The sequence below is a fragment of the Isoptericola halotolerans genome (genome assembly GCF_013149785.1).
GTDB classification, from domain to species: Bacteria; Actinomycetota; Actinomycetes; order Actinomycetales; family Cellulomonadaceae; genus Isoptericola; species Isoptericola halotolerans.
Genome location: NZ_JABEZU010000002.1, coordinates 227,616 through 243,327 on the forward strand (window position 1 = coordinate 227,616; position 15,712 = coordinate 243,327).

The 15,712-nt window shown below is 72.9% G+C and carries 12 protein-coding genes; 8 read left to right on the plus strand and 4 right to left on the minus strand.

What is annotated here, in order from left to right; all coding sequences use genetic code 11:
- The first annotated feature begins 59 nt into the window (after positions 1-59).
- The 3 genes from HDG69_RS08815 (at position 60) to HDG69_RS08825 (ending at position 6,135) form a co-directional block, all read left to right on the plus strand.
- Positions 60-1,727, plus strand: a complete 1,668-nt coding sequence (locus HDG69_RS08815; RefSeq protein WP_171783429.1) for a helix-turn-helix transcriptional regulator — start codon at positions 60-62, stop codon at positions 1,725-1,727.
- Positions 1,728-1,832: 105 nt separating this feature from the next.
- On the plus strand, positions 1,833-4,367 hold the full coding sequence (locus HDG69_RS08820) for a glycosyl hydrolase family 18 protein (protein ID WP_171783430.1): 2,535 nt from the start codon (positions 1,833-1,835) through the stop codon (positions 4,365-4,367).
- A gap of 94 nt (positions 4,368-4,461) precedes the next feature.
- Complete coding sequence (locus tag HDG69_RS08825; RefSeq protein ID WP_171783431.1) at positions 4,462-6,135, plus strand: glycosyl hydrolase family 18 protein; 1,674 nt, start codon at positions 4,462-4,464, stop codon at positions 6,133-6,135.
- A 58-nt stretch (positions 6,136-6,193) separates the two neighbouring features.
- Here the strand turns inward: HDG69_RS08825 and HDG69_RS08830 are convergent, their stop codons facing one another.
- Positions 6,194-7,309 (minus strand): LPXTG cell wall anchor domain-containing protein, encoded by a 1,116-nt coding sequence (locus HDG69_RS08830; RefSeq protein WP_171783432.1) that lies wholly within the window; start codon positions 7,307-7,309, stop codon positions 6,194-6,196.
- Between the two features lie 130 nt (positions 7,310-7,439).
- Positions 7,440-9,311 carry a DUF4012 domain-containing protein gene (locus tag HDG69_RS08835; protein WP_171783433.1) on the minus strand — a complete coding sequence of 624 codons (1,872 nt, stop codon included), beginning with the start codon at positions 9,309-9,311 and terminating at the stop codon, positions 7,440-7,442.
- Positions 9,312-9,478: 167 nt separating this feature from the next.
- Here HDG69_RS08835 and HDG69_RS08840 point away from each other — a divergent pair, with 167 nt between their 5' ends.
- From HDG69_RS08840 to HDG69_RS08850, 3 genes are read left to right on the plus strand one after another with little or no spacing between them, the layout of a single operon-like run.
- Positions 9,479-10,054, plus strand: a complete 576-nt coding sequence (locus HDG69_RS08840) for a sigma-70 family RNA polymerase sigma factor (protein WP_171783434.1) — start codon at positions 9,479-9,481, stop codon at positions 10,052-10,054.
- Positions 10,055-10,100: 46 nt separating this feature from the next.
- Positions 10,101-11,468: a hypothetical protein gene (locus HDG69_RS08845; RefSeq protein WP_171783435.1), complete on the plus strand. Its 1,368-nt coding sequence runs from the start codon at positions 10,101-10,103 to the stop codon at positions 11,466-11,468.
- Positions 11,469-11,518: 50 nt separating this feature from the next.
- On the plus strand, positions 11,519-11,962 hold the full coding sequence (locus tag HDG69_RS08850) for an OsmC family peroxiredoxin (RefSeq protein WP_171783436.1): 444 nt from the start codon (positions 11,519-11,521) through the stop codon (positions 11,960-11,962).
- A 15-nt stretch (positions 11,963-11,977) separates the two neighbouring features.
- Here HDG69_RS08850 and HDG69_RS08855 read toward each other — a convergent pair whose 3' ends face one another.
- The gene (locus tag HDG69_RS08855) at positions 11,978-13,093 is read right to left on the minus strand and encodes an NAD-dependent epimerase/dehydratase family protein (RefSeq protein WP_171783437.1); all 1,116 of its coding nucleotides are present in this window, start codon (positions 13,091-13,093) and stop codon (positions 11,978-11,980) included.
- A gap of 204 nt (positions 13,094-13,297) precedes the next feature.
- Here HDG69_RS08855 and HDG69_RS08860 point away from each other — a divergent pair, with 204 nt between their 5' ends.
- Positions 13,298-13,828 carry a barstar family protein gene (locus HDG69_RS08860; RefSeq protein WP_216645438.1) on the plus strand — a complete coding sequence of 177 codons (531 nt, stop codon included), beginning with the start codon at positions 13,298-13,300 and terminating at the stop codon, positions 13,826-13,828.
- A gap of 172 nt (positions 13,829-14,000) precedes the next feature.
- On the opposite strand, the gene HDG69_RS08865 is transcribed toward HDG69_RS08860, so the two are convergent.
- Positions 14,001-14,996, minus strand: a complete 996-nt coding sequence (locus HDG69_RS08865; protein ID WP_246256396.1) for an NAD(P)-dependent alcohol dehydrogenase — start codon at positions 14,994-14,996, stop codon at positions 14,001-14,003.
- An 87-nt stretch (positions 14,997-15,083) separates the two neighbouring features.
- Here HDG69_RS08865 and HDG69_RS08870 point away from each other — a divergent pair, with 87 nt between their 5' ends.
- Complete coding sequence (locus tag HDG69_RS08870; RefSeq protein ID WP_281360163.1) at positions 15,084-15,665, plus strand: TetR/AcrR family transcriptional regulator; 582 nt, start codon at positions 15,084-15,086, stop codon at positions 15,663-15,665.
- The last annotated feature ends 47 nt before the right edge of the window (positions 15,666-15,712 follow it).

Genomic DNA, 15,712 nt, shown 5'->3' on the forward strand with positions numbered 1-15,712 from the left:
AAATCCGCCCTGAGCTGCTGACCTGCACCGATCGGTGACGGTCGCCCCGGAGGTTGACGATGACCTCGCACCGGATCGCCGAGGTGCTCGCCGGCCTCGGTGCCGAATCTCGCACGCCGGTCGCACCGCACGTCGCCGCCCGGCTCGACCGGGCGGTCGGCGGGGACCTCACCGCCCTCGCGCAGGTCGCCGCCGTGCTGCGTCCCGAGCACCTGGCCGGCACCGCGCTCCTGCCGGACCCGTTGCCGACCGTGCCCGCGGGCCGGTCGGGCCGGTCGGGTGCGGCCCTCGAGGCGGACGGGCGACGGGTCCTGCTGTGCGCCGCGGTCGCGGTCACCGACCGGGCCGACGTCCTGGTCCGGGCCGTCGGGCCGTCGGTGAGGTCCCTGCTCGACGGTCCCGCAGCGGCCGGCATCGAGCTCGCGGACGGGCGGTTCCGGGTGGTCGACGCACCCCTGCGGTGCCTCGTGCACGACGACGCCGACCTCGCGGCGCGGACCGCGGCGCACGTGGCGCTGGCCCGGGCGTCGCGCGAGTGCGGCGAGCACGGCGCGGCCCTGTGGCACACCGCGCTCAGCACCGTGGCGGGTGACGCGCTCCTCGCCGACGGGCTGGTCGAGCTGGCTGCGGCCCTCGCCGACCGGGGGGCCGTCGAGGCCGCCGAGGAGGTCGCCCGGGAAGCAGCGAGCCACGGCACGGGGGAACGTCGGGCCCGAGCCTTCCTCGCCGCGGGACGTGCTGCGCTGTGGGGTGGTCACCTCGTCGACGCCGAGGACTGGTTGCGCCGGGCCGCCGGCTGCGACGTGCCGTCGGTGGCGCGGGCTGCCGAGCACTGCGCGGCCGCCGTCGGGGCGCTGCGCGCCGGCAGCACGGTCGCGGGGGCGGCGTGGGCCGCCGTCCGGCCCGCCGGCCCGGGAGCCCGGCTCGCTCGACTGGTCGAACCGCTCGTCCACGTCACGGCCTCCCGCGCCGACCGTGCGGCGATGACGGGGATCGTCGGGTGCCTGCGCGTCCTCGACACCGACGCCCAGGCGGCCGCGGAACGGCTGGCCGGGCTGGTCCTGGGGCTCGAGCCGGCCCCGCCCCGACCGGGGCGCTGGCCGCGAGCGACCGGTGCGCTGTCCCCGACGGCGGAGGCGCACGTGCGCGTGGTGCAGGCGCTGCTGCTGCTGCGGACCGCTGCCGTCGAGGAGGCCGCGACGGTGCTGGACGACGCCGTGGTCCGGTTGCCCGTGGCGCACGTCGCCGGTGGCCTGGCGGCGGTGCTCTGCCGTCGGCTCGACGCGCTGGACCCGGCCCGGACGGACGCGGTGGCGACCGCGCTGGAGAGCACCGGTCCGCGCTGGACGGAGGCCGCCGTCGCGGCGGCCGGTGGCGCGGCGCCGGCGGCGAGGGGTGCGGCAGGCAGGACGTCCGGGCAGATGACGGGCCGGCCCCCGTTGCTGGCGATCGCCACCAGCCGGCGGGCGGCAGGGGCTGCGACCACCCGCGCCCGGCCCGGCCGGTCCGGCTGGTCGAGCCTGCTCACGGCCCGTGAGGAGGAGGTGGCGGGCCTGGTCGCGGCCGGGATGACCAACCGGGAGGTGGCCGCTGCGTTGTGCGTGTCGGTGCGGACGGTCGAGGTGCACCTGAGCCGCGCGTTCCGCAAGCTCGGCGTCCGGACACGGTCCGAGCTCGTCGTGCTGGCGCTCACGCCCGCGGGATGGCCGGTTGTGGAAAACACCTAGGCCTCGCCGGGATCGTGTGGGATTTCCTGATGCCTTAAATGGCAAGACTCCTTACTTTTGAGCGACCGATGCAACGCGGCATCGGCTCGACCCAGGGAGACTCCGATGCGATCACCGTCCCCCCGCCGACGCCGGCTCGGCGCGGCAGTCCTCGCGGTCGTCCTCGGCAGCACGGGCCTGGCGGTCGCCGCCGTGGCACCGTCCGCCGTGGCGGCCACCGAGTGCGCCCCCGCCTGGGCCCCCGGCGCGGTCTACACCCAGGGCGACGTCGCCTCGCACGACGGCGTGAACTACTCCGCCTCGTGGTGGACGCAGGGCGACGAGCCCGGCGCCTCCGCCTGGGGTCCGTGGGCCTCGCAGGGGGCGTGCGGTGGTCCCGCCCCGGAACCGACCGAGGAACCCGAGCCGGAACCGACCGCGACCCCGACCGACCCTGCGACCGGCAACCCGGACGAGGTCTGCCGACCGGACGGCATGGCCCCGACGCCGGGCACCGACACGCCCTACTGCGACGTCTACGACACGGACGGTCGCGAGATCCTGCCGAACGGCCTCGACCGCCGGGTGATCGGCTACTTCACGAGCTGGCGCACCGGCAAGAACGGGCAGCCCGCCTACCTCGCGAACGACATCCCCTGGGAGTCGCTGAGCCACATCAACTACGCCTTCGCCCACGTCGGCCCCGACGACAAGGTCTCGGTCAACGCCCACGTCGAGGGCAACCCCGCGACCGACATGACCTGGCCCGAGGTCCCCGGCGCGGAGATGGACCCCGACCTGCCGTACACGGGCCACTTCAACCTGCTGGCCCAGCACAAGGCCGAGAACCCCGGCGTCAAGATCATCCCCGCCGTCGGCGGCTGGGCCGAGACGGGCGGGTACTTCGACGGTGACGGCGAGCGCGTCGCCTCGGGCGGCTTCTACACGATGACGGAGTCGCAGGAGCGGATCGACGTCTTCGCGGAGTCGGTCGTGGACTTCGTGCGCGAGTACGGGTTCGACGGCATCGACATCGACTACGAGTACCCGACGTCGAACAACGACGCCGGCAACCCGGACGACTTCGAGTTCTCCAACGCCCGGCGCGGGCAGCTCTTCGACGGCTACGTCGACCTGATGCGGACGCTGCGCGAGCACCTGGACCGGGCCGGCGCCGAGGACGGCCAGTACTACCTGCTGACCACCGCCTCGCCGTCGTCCGGGTGGCTGCTGCGCGGCATGGAGGTGCACCAGATCACCGAGTACGCCGACTTCATCAACATGATGACGTACGACCTGCACGGGGCCTGGAACGAGTACGTGGGCGGGAACGCGGCCCTGTTCGACGACGGCAAGGACCCCGAGCTCGCCGCCGGAGGCGTCTACGGCGCCTACGACGGCATCGGCTACCTCAACGGCGACTGGGCGGCCCACTACTTCCGCGGGGCGATGCAGGCCGGCCGGATCAACCTCGGCGTCCCGTTCTACACCCGCGGCTTCCAGGACGTGACCGGGGGCGTGCACGGGATGGGCGGCCGTGCGCCCGCACCGGCCGGCTTCGCGTGCCCCGCCGGGACGAACAACAAGTGCGGGTACGGGGCGGAGGGGATCGACAACCTCTGGTACGACTCCGACCCCCAGGGCAACGCCGTCCCGGCCGGGGTCAACCCGATCTGGCACGTGCTCAACCTGGAGGACGGCGTGGTGGGCGACTACGCCGAGTCCTACGGGGTCCCGACCACGATCGAGGGGTCGTACACCCGGCACTTCGACGACGTCACGAAGAACGAGTGGTGGTGGAACGCCCAGACCCGCACGTTCCTGTCCGGCGACGCCGACGAGGCGATCGCGGCCAAGGCCGACTACGTCGCCGACACGGGGCTGGGCGGACTGATGATCTGGGAGCTGGCAGGGGACTACGCCTACGACGAGTCCGCCGGCCAGCACGAGATGGGCAGCACGCTCGTGGACCTCATGCACGACAGGTTGTCGTCCGCCGGCCCGTATGGCGCCACCAAGGCCGAGGGGCCGATGCCCACCGAGGCGCTGGACATCACGCTGGAGTACACCGAGTTCGCGCTCGGGGACAACAACTACCCGATCGCTCCCAAGGTCGTCTTCCACAACCACGGCGCCCGGGACGTCCCGGCCGGGTCGACGATCACGTTCCAGCACTCGGTCACCGACACCGGCACGATGTCTGACTGGTCCGGGTACGGGACGACGACGACCCCGGGCCGCACCGGTCCGAACGTCGGCGGTCTCGGCGCCACCTTCCACACGGCCTCGTTCCAGGTGCCCACCGGTGGCATCCCGTCCGGTGGCTCGATCACCAACCAGCTGAAGTGGGCCCTGCCGGTCGCGCAGTTCTCCAACGTGGTCGTCACGGTCGACGGGGTCGACTACGCGACCACCGGCGACCACCCGCGCGGTGTGACCGTCGTCGACGTGCCGGCGGGCAGCGGCGGGGGCGACGGCGGAGGAAGCGGCGGGGGCGGTGCCGGGGCGCTGTGCGACGCACCGGCGTGGAGCTCGACCGCCGTCTACACCGGCGGCACCCCCGTGACCCACGGCGAACGGGCGTGGACCGCCCGGTGGTGGACCCAGGGCGACGTGCCGTCGAGCGGCACGGGTCCGTGGACCGACGAGGGCTCCTGCTGACCCCGTCCCAGACCGCCGGCCGTGCGCACCCGCGCACGGCCGGTGCCCCCCGGCCCGGCAGAGAGCAGTCGGGCCCCGCAGAGAGGAAGGCACCATGTCCAGACCAGCACGCAGAGGGCGCCGGCTGACGGCGGCCCTCGCCGGGACGGCGATCGCGCTCACCGGGGCGCTCGGCGCCGTCGCCAGCAGCGCGAGCGCGGCGCCGTCGTCGTCCGGCGACAGCGCGATCAACGGCTTCCGCAACGTCGGCTACTTCACCCAGTGGGGCGTCTACGGACGCGACTTCCAGGTCAAGGACCTGGTCACCTCGGGCGCCGCGGAGACCCTGACCCACATCAACTACTCCTTCGGCAACATCCATCACCAGAGCCTCGAGTGCTTCATCGCCAACAAGGCCCAGGGCACCGGGCCGAACGGGTCGGACGGTGCCGGCGACGCCTGGGCGGACTTCGGCATGGGCTACACGGCGGCGAACTCCGTGGCCGGCGTGGCCGACACCTGGGACCAGCCCCTGGCCGGGTCGTTCAACCAGCTCAAGCAGCTCAAGGAGATCCATCCCGACCTCAAGGTCATGATCTCGCTCGGCGGGTGGACGTGGTCGAAGAACTTCTCGCGTGCCGCGGCGACGCCCGAGTCCCGCCAGAAGTTCGTCTCGTCCTGCATCGACCTGTACCTCAAGGGCAACCTGCCGACGATCGACGGCCGGGGCGGCCCCGGCGCTGCCGCCGGCGTCTTCGACGGCATCGACGTCGACTGGGAGTGGCCCGGGACGAACAGCGGGCTGGAGGGCAACCACGTCGACGAGGAGAACGACGCCGAGAACTTCCGGCTCCTGCTGGAGGAGTTCCGGTCCCAGCTCGACGACTACGGCACGCAGACGGGCAAGGACTACCTGCTCAGCGCCTTCCTGCCGGCCAACCCGGAGGACATCGCGGCGGGCGGGTGGAACGATCCCCGGATCTTCGACTCCCTCGACTTCGGCAACGTCCAGGGCTACGACCTGCACGGCGCCTGGGACCCCGCGCTGACGGGTCACCAGCTCAACCTCTTCGACGACCCGGCGGACCCGCGCCCCGCGCACCGGCAGTTCTCCGTCGACAAGGCCGTCGGTGAGTACGTCTCAGCCGGCATCGACCCCGCCCAGCTCGGGCTCGGGATGGCGATGTACGGCCGCGGCTGGCAGGGAGTGACGTCCGCGCAGCCGTGGGGCACCGCGTCCGGTGCCGCCCCCGGCACGTGGGAGGCGGGCAACGAGGACTACGACGTGCTGCGCAGCCTGGGCACGGGGTACTACGACGCCGAGGTGGGCGCTGCGTGGCGCTACGACGGCAACCAGTGGTGGACGCTCGACACCCCCGAGACCGTCGCGCAGAAGGCGGCGTACATCCGTGACGAGGGCCTCGGCGGCGCCATGTGGTGGGAGCTGTCGGGCGACGAGGACGCGCACCTGCTCGACGCCGTCGCCGCCGGTCTGTTCAGCGGGCCCGCCGGACCCGTCGAGCCGGGGACCCCGCCGGACCCCGACCCGACGCCGGACCCCGACCCGACGCCGGACCCTGACCCGACGCCGGACCCTGACCCGACGCCGGACCCTGACCCGACGGACCCGGGCTGCGCCAGCGCCGCCTGGGCCGGCGCCAGCGTCTACACCGGGGGCGACGTCGTCTCGTGGGACGGGCGCGAGTGGCGGGCCAAGTGGTGGACGCAGGGCGAGGAGCCCGGCACCACCGGCGAGTGGGGCGTCTGGGCGGAGCTCGGCGCCTGCTGACGTCGCCAGGACGCACGGAGGGGGCCCTCAGCAGCAGCTGGGGGCCCCCTCGGTCCGATCAGTCGGCGTCGGTGGTGGTGCGGCGCCGCCGGACCACCATCACGGTCCCCGCCCCCACGACGAGCAGCCCGACGGCCACGGCGACCAGGCGCAGCATGTCGGCTCCCGTCTCGGGGAGGAACGTCACCGATGACGCGCTGCCTCCCGGCGGGACCGCCGACCCGTCCCCGGGCGGGACCGCGGCGCCCGGCGGGACGGCGGTCCCGGGCGGCGTGCCCTCGTCGACACAGCCCGAGGTGTCCGTCGGGAACGTCACCGGCACCGTGACATCGGGGTTGACCCCGAAGGTGACGTCGATCGTCCCGACGGCCCAGCCGAAGTCACGCGTGTTCTGCCACATGTTGTTCACGAGCTCCCAGCCGTCCTCGGCCGACAGCTCGACGAACCGCTCCGGGTAGGCGCCCGGCCACAGTGCCCGTCCGCGCAGCGGCTGGTCGGCCTGGACGAAGTCCTCGCCGTCCGGGTTGTTCCACGTGAGGGTGACGGTGTCGGCGGGGATGCCGTCGACGGTGACCCCGTAGTCGAGATAGGCCACCCCGTCCACGCACACCGGGGTCAGCACGTCGACGTCGATCGCAGGCTCCTCGGACCCCGGCGGGTTCGTGTCGCAGCTCGGCGACGACGGCGGGTAGGCGACCGTCCGGCTCACCGTCGGGTTCACCTCGAAGAGGACCTCGACGGAGGGCCGGACCCAGTCCCACTCGTCCCCGACGACCCACTCGCCGTCGACGAGGCTCCACCCCGGCCAGTCCACCGGGTTCCCGGAGCCGTCGACCTCGGCACCGGGCCACAGGACGCGCCCCGACAACGGCTGGTCCGCGAGCACGTAGTCGCTGCCCGACGGGTTGACGAACGTGATCGTCACCGTCTCGGGGGCGGGATCGAGCCCTTCGACGACGGCGGCGTACTGCAGGTACGGCACGTCGCCGTCGCAGATCGGGTCGAGGATCTCGAGCTGGAGGTTCTCCTCGGGCTCCTCCGGGTACCCGGAGGTGCTCTCGGCCGGGTCGTCCTCCGTGTCGGCCAGGGCGAGGCTCGGTCCGCCGAGCACGACGACGGTGCTCAGCCCGAGCGCCAGCAGTGCGCCTCGCCGCGCGCGTGGTGCCGAAGTCATGGGTCCGTCCCCTTTGGTCTCGCCGTCCGCCTCAGGCTGCGGCCTGCCGCGTGGTTGCGACTTTCACGCTAGCCACGGCGGGTCGTAGCGGGTATGGCTGGTCCGGGTGAAAGCGGGCGGACGGCCGATTTCACCCGCAGAACGGGACGTCGACGACGCGCAGCCCGGCCGCGCTGATCGTGGGGGTGGACCACACCTCGAGCGTGCCGGGCCGGCCGGCACCCGCACCGCGCGCGGCCGCCGCCGAGGAGGGCGCCGTGACCTCGATCGTGGTGCTGCGTCCGGGCCGCAGCGTCACGGCGACCGACGTGCTCCCCCGCCCGCCCACGGTCAGCGTGGAGCCGCCGACGGGCGTGCCGTCCCGGGTCAGGGTGGGCGCGGGGCCGCCCTGGACGCCGGCAGCGGTGAGGTTGACCTCGATGGTCCCGCGGCGTGGGGCGTCCTCGGGGCCGGCGACGTAGAAGGGCAGCTCGCGGGCGGTGGCACGGTCGAGCGTGTTCGTCAGGGTCACCTCGACGGTGTCGTGCCGGACCTCGCCGGTGCAGACGGACGAGGCCGGCGCCATCTCGGCGTCGAGATAGGCGGTCATCTTGCCCGCCCGCGTGTCGTCGAGGAAGACGCCGATGGCGTCCGCCGCCCGCTCCGCGTCGAACGTCCCGGCGATCAGGGTGCCGGTGAGCAGGTCCTGCTCGTCGGGCCGGGGCGACCAGACGACGAACCGGTGCTGCTGGGCAGCCCGTTCGAACGCGGGCAGGACCGTGGCGGGGTCGACGTCGCCGCCGGCCAGGGTCTCGAAGACGGCGGCGGCCACCGCCGCGAACAGGGCGTCGGCGTCCTCGGGCTGGAGCGTCTCGTACACGCGGCGCAGCAGCAGGTCGACCACGTTCTGGGCACCGACCTCCAGGCTGTCGAGACCGACGGCGGCGGCCACGTCCGCCGGCAGGGGCACCTGGACGGGACCGGTCGCCTCGAGCAGGAACGACAGCGCCACCGGGTCGGTGGCGACCACGCCGTCGACCGTGCCGCCCCTGGCCCGTGACCACATCTCGGCGGCGATCTCACCGGTCGTCGGGAACTGCGGGGTGGCCGTCACGTCCTGCACGAACCGCCCGAGGCGGTCCGAGTACGCGGCCTCGTCCTCCGGGTCGAGCGCCACCACAGGCTCGTCGAAGGGGCCGACCTCCCCGCTGGACGCCTGGTCGTCGATCGTCACCCGGCCGTCCTCGACGGTCAGCAGCGTGAGCGAACCGACGATGCCGCCGGCGGTGCGCAGCTCGGCGTTGTTGAGTCCGAGCAGCAGGTAGCGGCGCGGTTCGTCCGCCCCCAGCAGGAGCGGCAGCAGCGTGGTGGCACGCTCGGCGGTCGCCGCGAGCCCGGCGAGGACGTCGAGCCGGGACCGGAGCGTCACCAGCGGGTCCACGAGCTCGGGGCGGATCTCCTGGGGGTCTATCTGGTCCAGGTCCGCCCGGGCGACGTCGAGGGCCTGCCGGGCGTCCGACGCGGGTGCGGCAACCGCGGCCAGCGTCGACAGGTCGATCCCGCCGTCCTCCGTCCGCGTGGTCGCGGCCGCGGCGTCGCCGGTCGCTGCGAGGGCGGGCAGCACCTCGTCCGCGACGTCGTCGAGCGCGGCGGCCACGGACTGCACCGCCTCCACCGAGGGTCCGATCACCGGGAGGAAGGCGGCCAGGTCCCACAGGACCCCGTCGGTGGCGTCGCGCGCGGCGGTGGTCTGCTCCTGCAGCGAAGCCAGCTCGGGCGAGTCCGTGAGCGACCCGCCGGGGCCGTCGATCAGGCCCTCGCGCAGGGCCTGCTCGACGGCGGGGATCTGGACGGCAGCCTCCTCGAGGGCGTCGCGTGCGATCAGCGCCTCGCGGACCATGACGACCGCGGCGACGGCGGTGGCGACCACGAGCACCACCATGGACAGCAGCACCCAGCGCAGGACGTGGCGACGCGGACGAGCTGCCGGCGGACCTGCCGTACCGCTGGCCTCGACGGTCATGACCGCAGAGTACGTCGTCGGCTGACCGAGAGGTCAGTGCATCCGGGGGTGAAACACCGGCGAGCCTGCAAGACCGGGTGCAGCCGGGACATAGTGCAGGTGGCCGGCGGCGTCCGGCCGGGCTCCGGCATCCTGTCGGGGCGCGACCACCGATCGCAGGAGGCACTGTGACCCCCGACGAGGCGACCCACCACGACGACGCGTGGTTCGACGCGCTGTTCGCCGCGCACGCGGTGGCCGTCCACCGGTACTTCCTGCGGCGTCTGCCCGGGGGAGACGGGTCGCGGGACGAGGCGGAGGACCTGGCGGCGGAGGTGCTCGCCACCGCCTGGCGACGGCGCACGGACGTCCCGCACGGTGCGGAGCTGCCCTGGCTCTACCGGACGGCGGGGTTCGTGCTGGCCAACCATCGCCGCAAGCACCGCGCCCTGCCGGTCGCGGTCGTCCCTGACGAGCCGGACGACGTCGACCCGGCCGCGCTCGCCGTCGTCGACGACCGGGTCCGGGCGGCGCTGGCCCTGCTCTCTGCGCGCGACCGCCGCATCCTGCTGCTGGTCGCGTGGGACGGGCTCGGCGGGGACGACCTCGCCGAGGTGCTCGGGGTGACCCGCGGCGGGGCGGACGCCGCGCTGAGCCGGGCACGGTCGAGGCTGCGCGACGCCTGGGAGCAGGCCGACGACGACGGCGCGGTCGCGGCCGGGACGCCGGAGAGCGCCGGTGGAGCGCAAGGTGGCGGCGCGTGACGACACAAGCAGGGTGCCAGACCGAGAGCGACCCGAGGAGGCCGTGATGAACACCGAGGACGAGGCCTACCAGCGGCTCGCCGCAGCAGATCCTGCCGCCGACGCCGAGCCGAGGGCGGAGGTGCTGCGAGCCAAGGCCGACGCGCTGGCCGCCGCACCCGCACAGGACGTGCCGCCGGGCGGCGACGAGGTGTCCGTCCGTCGGTCCCGCCGGCGGACACCGTGGCTCGTGGCGGCGGGCGTGGCCGGGGCGGTGGCTCTCGGAGGTGGTGGGTACGCGTTGGGGGCCTCCGGTGCGGGGGAGATGCTCGTCGCCGGTGACCGCGTGGCGGACCAGGCGCTGCCTCCCATCACTCTCGGTGGTGGCCGGGCCGGCGCGGAGTCGGGGGCGGACAGCGCTGCCGGTGCCACCGAGGAGGGTGCGAGCGACGCCGCGACCACGGACATCGGGCTGCCCGGCTGGTACGACGGTCGGGCGGTGTTCAGCGCCCGCGGGCTGTCGGGCGAGGCCGGGGCCGCGACGGCCTACGCCTACGACGCCCGCGAGGTCGGCACCGCGGAGGGCGCGGCCCGGCTGGCGGAGGCGCTCGGGGTCGAGGGCGAGCCCCGCTGGGAGTGGGGTGCGTGGCACGTGGGGCCGCGTGACGGCCAGGGCGCCGGCATCTGGCTCTCGGCGGACGGGACGGCGTACTTCAGCTACAACGACCCGGCGGCCGACCCCTGGCGGTGTGACGACCTGGCCGCCGAGACGCGGCAGCAGGACGCCGAGGGCGGCACGGACGACATGATCCTGCCCGCGGACTGCGGCGAGCCCGCCGCTCTGACGATCTCGCCGCAGGACGCGGTCGACGAGGTGCGCGACCTCATGGAGAGGGTCGGCGTCGACCCGGAGGGCTTCGTGTTCGACGCCCCCGACGACTCCGACGAGGGTGCGGTGTGGGTGACGGCCGAGCAGGTGGTGGACGGCCAGCGCACCGGCTCGTCCTGGAGCGCGACCGTCGGCGACGCGGGCGTGTCGTGGCTCGACGGCTTCCTCGCCGAGACGGTCCCGCTCGGCGACTACCCCGTCGTCAGCGCGGCGGAGGCGGTCGAGCGGCTCGGTGACCCGCGGTTCGGGGGCTCGTCGTGGCCGGTGACGTACGCGGCCGGGACCGAGGTGATGCTCGAGGAACGCTACGAGGACGAGGACGGCAGCGAGCCGAGCGCGCCGCCGGCGCCGCCGTCGTCGGGCAGCGACCTGCCGTGGCCCGTGTCCGACGTGGTGATCACCGACGCCCGGCTCGGGCTCACCCAGCATCACGACGACGGCGGCTCGGTGATGCTGCTGCCCGCGTACGAGCTGAGCGACGCCGCGGGCAACACCTGGTCGGTGCTCGCCGTGGCGGAGGAGGCTCTGGACACGACCTCGTCCTGAGGGCGGGGTACGGTCGGGACGTCCCTGCCGTACCCGTGAAGGAGAACTCCATGTCCACCCGTACCGCACGCACCGCCTGGAACGGCACCCTGCAGGAGGGGACGGGCCAGACCGAGCTGAGCAGCTCGGGGGTCGGGACGTTCCCGGTCTCGTTCCCCCGTCGCACGGCCGACGCCGCCGAGGGTGTGACGAGCCCCGAGGAGCTCATCGCCGCGGCCCACTCGTCCTGCTTCGCCATGGCGTTCTCGGGCGAGCTGGGCAACTCCGGTGCCACGCCCGAGCAGGTCGAGGTCTCCGCGGACGTCACGCTGACGCCGGACCCCGCCGGTGGGCTGAAGATCGCCAAGATCGCGCTGAGCGTGCGGGGCTACGCCTCCGGTACCGACGAGGCAGGCTTCCGCCAGGCCGCCGAGGCGGCGAAGGTCGGCTGCCCGGTGTCCAAGGCGCTCGGGGCCGTCGAGGAGATCACCCTCGACGTCTCCTACGAGGGGTAGGAGCTCAGGCCACCTCTACTTGGTGAGCGGCGGGGTGTCGGCGTGGGCGCCGTCGAGCACCCCGCCGAGCACCTCCAGGAGCACCTCGCCCTGGCTCCGGGTGGGCTGCCAGCGCAGCAGGTCCCGGGCGCGCGAGGCGTCCATGACGATGTTCGCGGCGGCCATGTCGAGCCACCCGGCGTCGATCGGCACGAGCCGGGCGCGGGAGGCCAGGTCGAGCCCGCGCCGCAGCAGGCCCACGGGCAGCTCGAGCACGCGGCCGTCGGCGAGCAGGTCGGCGAGGTCCTGCCCGGTGAGCCCGCCGTCGGGGGCGAGGTTGAAGGCCCCGGGGTGCCGGCCGACGATCGCGGCGCGGACGGCGCCGGCCGTGTCGTCCGGGTGCAGCACCTGCAGGCGCAGCCCGCGGGGGAACGGCACGAGAGGGAACAACGGCGGGTCGGCGGGCTGCGGCGGTGCGTCGCTCTGCCAGCCGCGGAGCAGCCCGCCGACGGCCTTGCCCAGCGGGCCCGCCGCGACCTTGAGCCCGACCTTGCCGATCGGCCCGAGGAAGTAGCGGCCGATCTCTGCCCCGGCCTCGCGCTGCAGCATGATCGCCGGACGCATCCGGGTCACCGTCAGCCAGGGCTCGGCGTCCTCGACGTCGTCGAGCAGGTGCTCGACCTCGGCCTTGTCCAGGGCGTAGGGCGAGCCGGGCACGCCGCCGGTGGGCCAGTCCTCGTCGACGGGGCTCCCGTCGGCGGGGCCGGGCGAGTAGACGCCGGACGCGGACATGAACAGCAGGTGCGGCACGCGCTGGCGCACGACGGCGTCGACGACGGCGCGGGTCCCGTCGACGTTGATGTGGTGCAGCACGTCGGGCTTGCGGGCGGGCTGGATCGCCCAGACGAGGTGGACGACGGCGTCGGCACCGGCCACGGCCACGTCGAGGCGCTCGGCGACGGTGACGTCGTCCGCGAGGTCGGCACGCACCCACTCGGCGGTGTCGAACGGTGGGGTGACGGTGCTGCTGCCGTCGGTGCGGGGCACCCGGCGAGCCACCCCGACGACCGACGTCACCGCCGGTTCGGCGGCGAGCGCTCGCAGCACGGACATCCCGACGTTCCCGGTGGCACCTATCACGACGACTCGCATGCCCCGACGCTATCGGCGTCGTGTCGACGTGCAACCTAGGTTGCAAGATCCTCCATGTTTGTTACAAGGTCCCTCGGTGCGTGACGCTGGGCGGGCAGCTGTCGGCGTGGTGTGCGAGCGGTGGGCGCTCGTTGGCTCATGGCGGAACGGCAGCGTGAAGCGGGGCGACCGGAGCGAGGACTCAAAGCGGGGTGACACTGGATCGTGCCCGCCTTTGACCCGGCGGAGTCGACTCCGCCGTTCGACTTCGTCCTGATGCAGAACGGGGCCGTGAGTCTCTACTGGGATCTCGCGGTACTTGATGATGCGTGCATCAGGCTGTCGGCGCTCGGCTACCGCGTCGTCCGCATCGAGGCTGACGCATGGTGCGACGCGGCGTCCATGTTCGACGCCCTTGCCGTGGCGCTGGAACTCCCCGGCCACTTTCGCAGGAACTTCGACGCACTGAACGACTGTCTCTCCGACGTGGCGGCCGGGGACTACGGCCTGCCTGCTGATGCCATAGGCCTCGCGCTGGTCCTGACCGGCTACGACTCGTTCGCTGCGACGGAGCCCGTCGCGGCGCAGGCGTTGGCGGATCCGTTTGCGGACCAGTCGCGAACCGCATTGCTGTTCGGCCATCGGTTGATTTGTCTGCTCCAGAGCGATAATCCGCGGTTCGACCTTGCTCCGGTCGGCGCCCAGGCCGTCGCCTGGAACCCCGCAGAGTGGCTGGACTCTCAGCGCGGAGTCTGAGTTGAGTGCTTGCGGCGAACCTCCCTCTTGAGCCACCGATGCCTGCGCTGCCATATTCTGACCAGAACCGCCTGTACCCAGTGCAGCGGCTGCGCCAGGGCTCCCAGTCAGGGCCCGCATCGTGATGCGGGGCCCGACCCTGCCAGCAGGCGACAGTGGGGTATGGAGGCAGTCAGGCGATCGAGATCACGAGTTTTCCTTGCACGCCCCCCGACTCGAGCCGCCGGTGAGCTTCGCGGATGGAGGCCAGGGGGTAGACGGTGTCGACGACGGGACGGACGGCCTCCCGGTCGGCGAGCGAGGCGACCTCGGCCAGCAACTCGGTTCTCGGCGCGCCGCGGAAGAACCGCACACGCTGGCGACCGTGGACGGCGGACCACGCGATCGCACCGAGCTCCCGGGCGATGTGATCAAAGTCGACGGAGAGAGCGATGAACCGGCCACCCGGAGCGAGCCGCTTCCGGTATGCAAGGTGCCTGCCCGCACTCGACGCGTCGACGATCACGTCAAAGAGTCGGAGATCCGAGGGTGGGGTCGCGTAGTCGATGACTTCGTCGGCACCGAGCCCTCGCACGTAGTCGGCGCTCGAAGGTCGGGCCAGTCCCGTCACATGCGCTCCCAGTACTCGGCCGAGCTGGACGACGACGCTGCCCACACCGCCTGCGGCCCCGCGCACGAGAAGGCGCTCTCCCCGCCTGATGCGGGCTTCATCTCGCAGGGCACGAAGGCCCGTCGTGCCCCCGGCGAGCAATGTGGCGGCCTCGAGCTCGCTGATGCTTTTGGGAGCAGCAGACAGGTGGTCCTCGGGGACGACGACGTACTCGGCGGCGCTGGAGAAACCGCCCTTCTCACGCACGGTGCCCCAGACCTGCTGCCCAGCAGCGAGGGTCGGTTCCCCCATGCCGTGCCCGACGACCGTCCCGACGAGATCGAGCCCAGTCTGACGAGGCGTCGTTCGGCCCGTGAGGAGCCTGAACCGACCGGCACGGTCGAGCAGCTCGCTGCCGTTGACCGAGACTGCTCCTACCTGCACGAGCACCTCCCCAGCAGCAGGCTCTGGGACAGGGATGCGGTCGATCTGCAGTACCTCGGGGCCGCCGAACTGGTGGAACCGGGCAGCGCGCATGTCGTTCATGGGAATGTCTGTCTCCTCGTCATCGTGGATCATGACCGTAGGAGTCGAGACGTTCGACGGCGTCCGTTTCCGGTCGAAGTGAGACTGATCAGCAGCGGGACCTCTCAGAACGGTGGGCAGATGCGGGGAGCGGCGAGGAGCGACGCCCGTCGAAATCACGACAGGCTCGTGGCGGCCGCACGGCAGGTGTTCGCTGAACGAGGCCTTGATACGCCGATGGCAACCGTCGCACGCACAGCCGGTCTGGCCCCGGCGACCCTGTATCGGCACTTCCCCAGCCGCGCCGCGCTGACCGCGGCGGTCTTCACCGGCGACCTCGAAGGATGCGCGACCCTTGTCGAGGAGGCTCTGGCCGACACCGACCCTCGGCGAGGGCTGGTGATGCTGCTTGACGAGGTGGCCAAGCAGCAGATCCAGAACCGTGCGTTCGCAGACGCCTTCCTCGGTCAGGCGCCAGCGTTGCCCGCGTTCGACGCGCTTCGCAGACGAACCCTCGACCTGCTCGGTGATCTTGTCCGTCGGGCCAAGGCGAGCGGCGGTCTCCGCGAGGACTTCTCGCCCGGCGACGTCTTCGTGATGCTGTACGCCAACCGAGGTTTCGCGGCGATGCCACAGGAATCCGCTGAGCGCGCTTCCAACAGACTGACCGCCTTGTTCATCGAAGCGTGCTTCATCCAGCCTCGCGCACTCCAGAAGGCATGACCACGCCTTCTACCTAGTACGTCGCGGACGCCACGGGACCTGGTAGG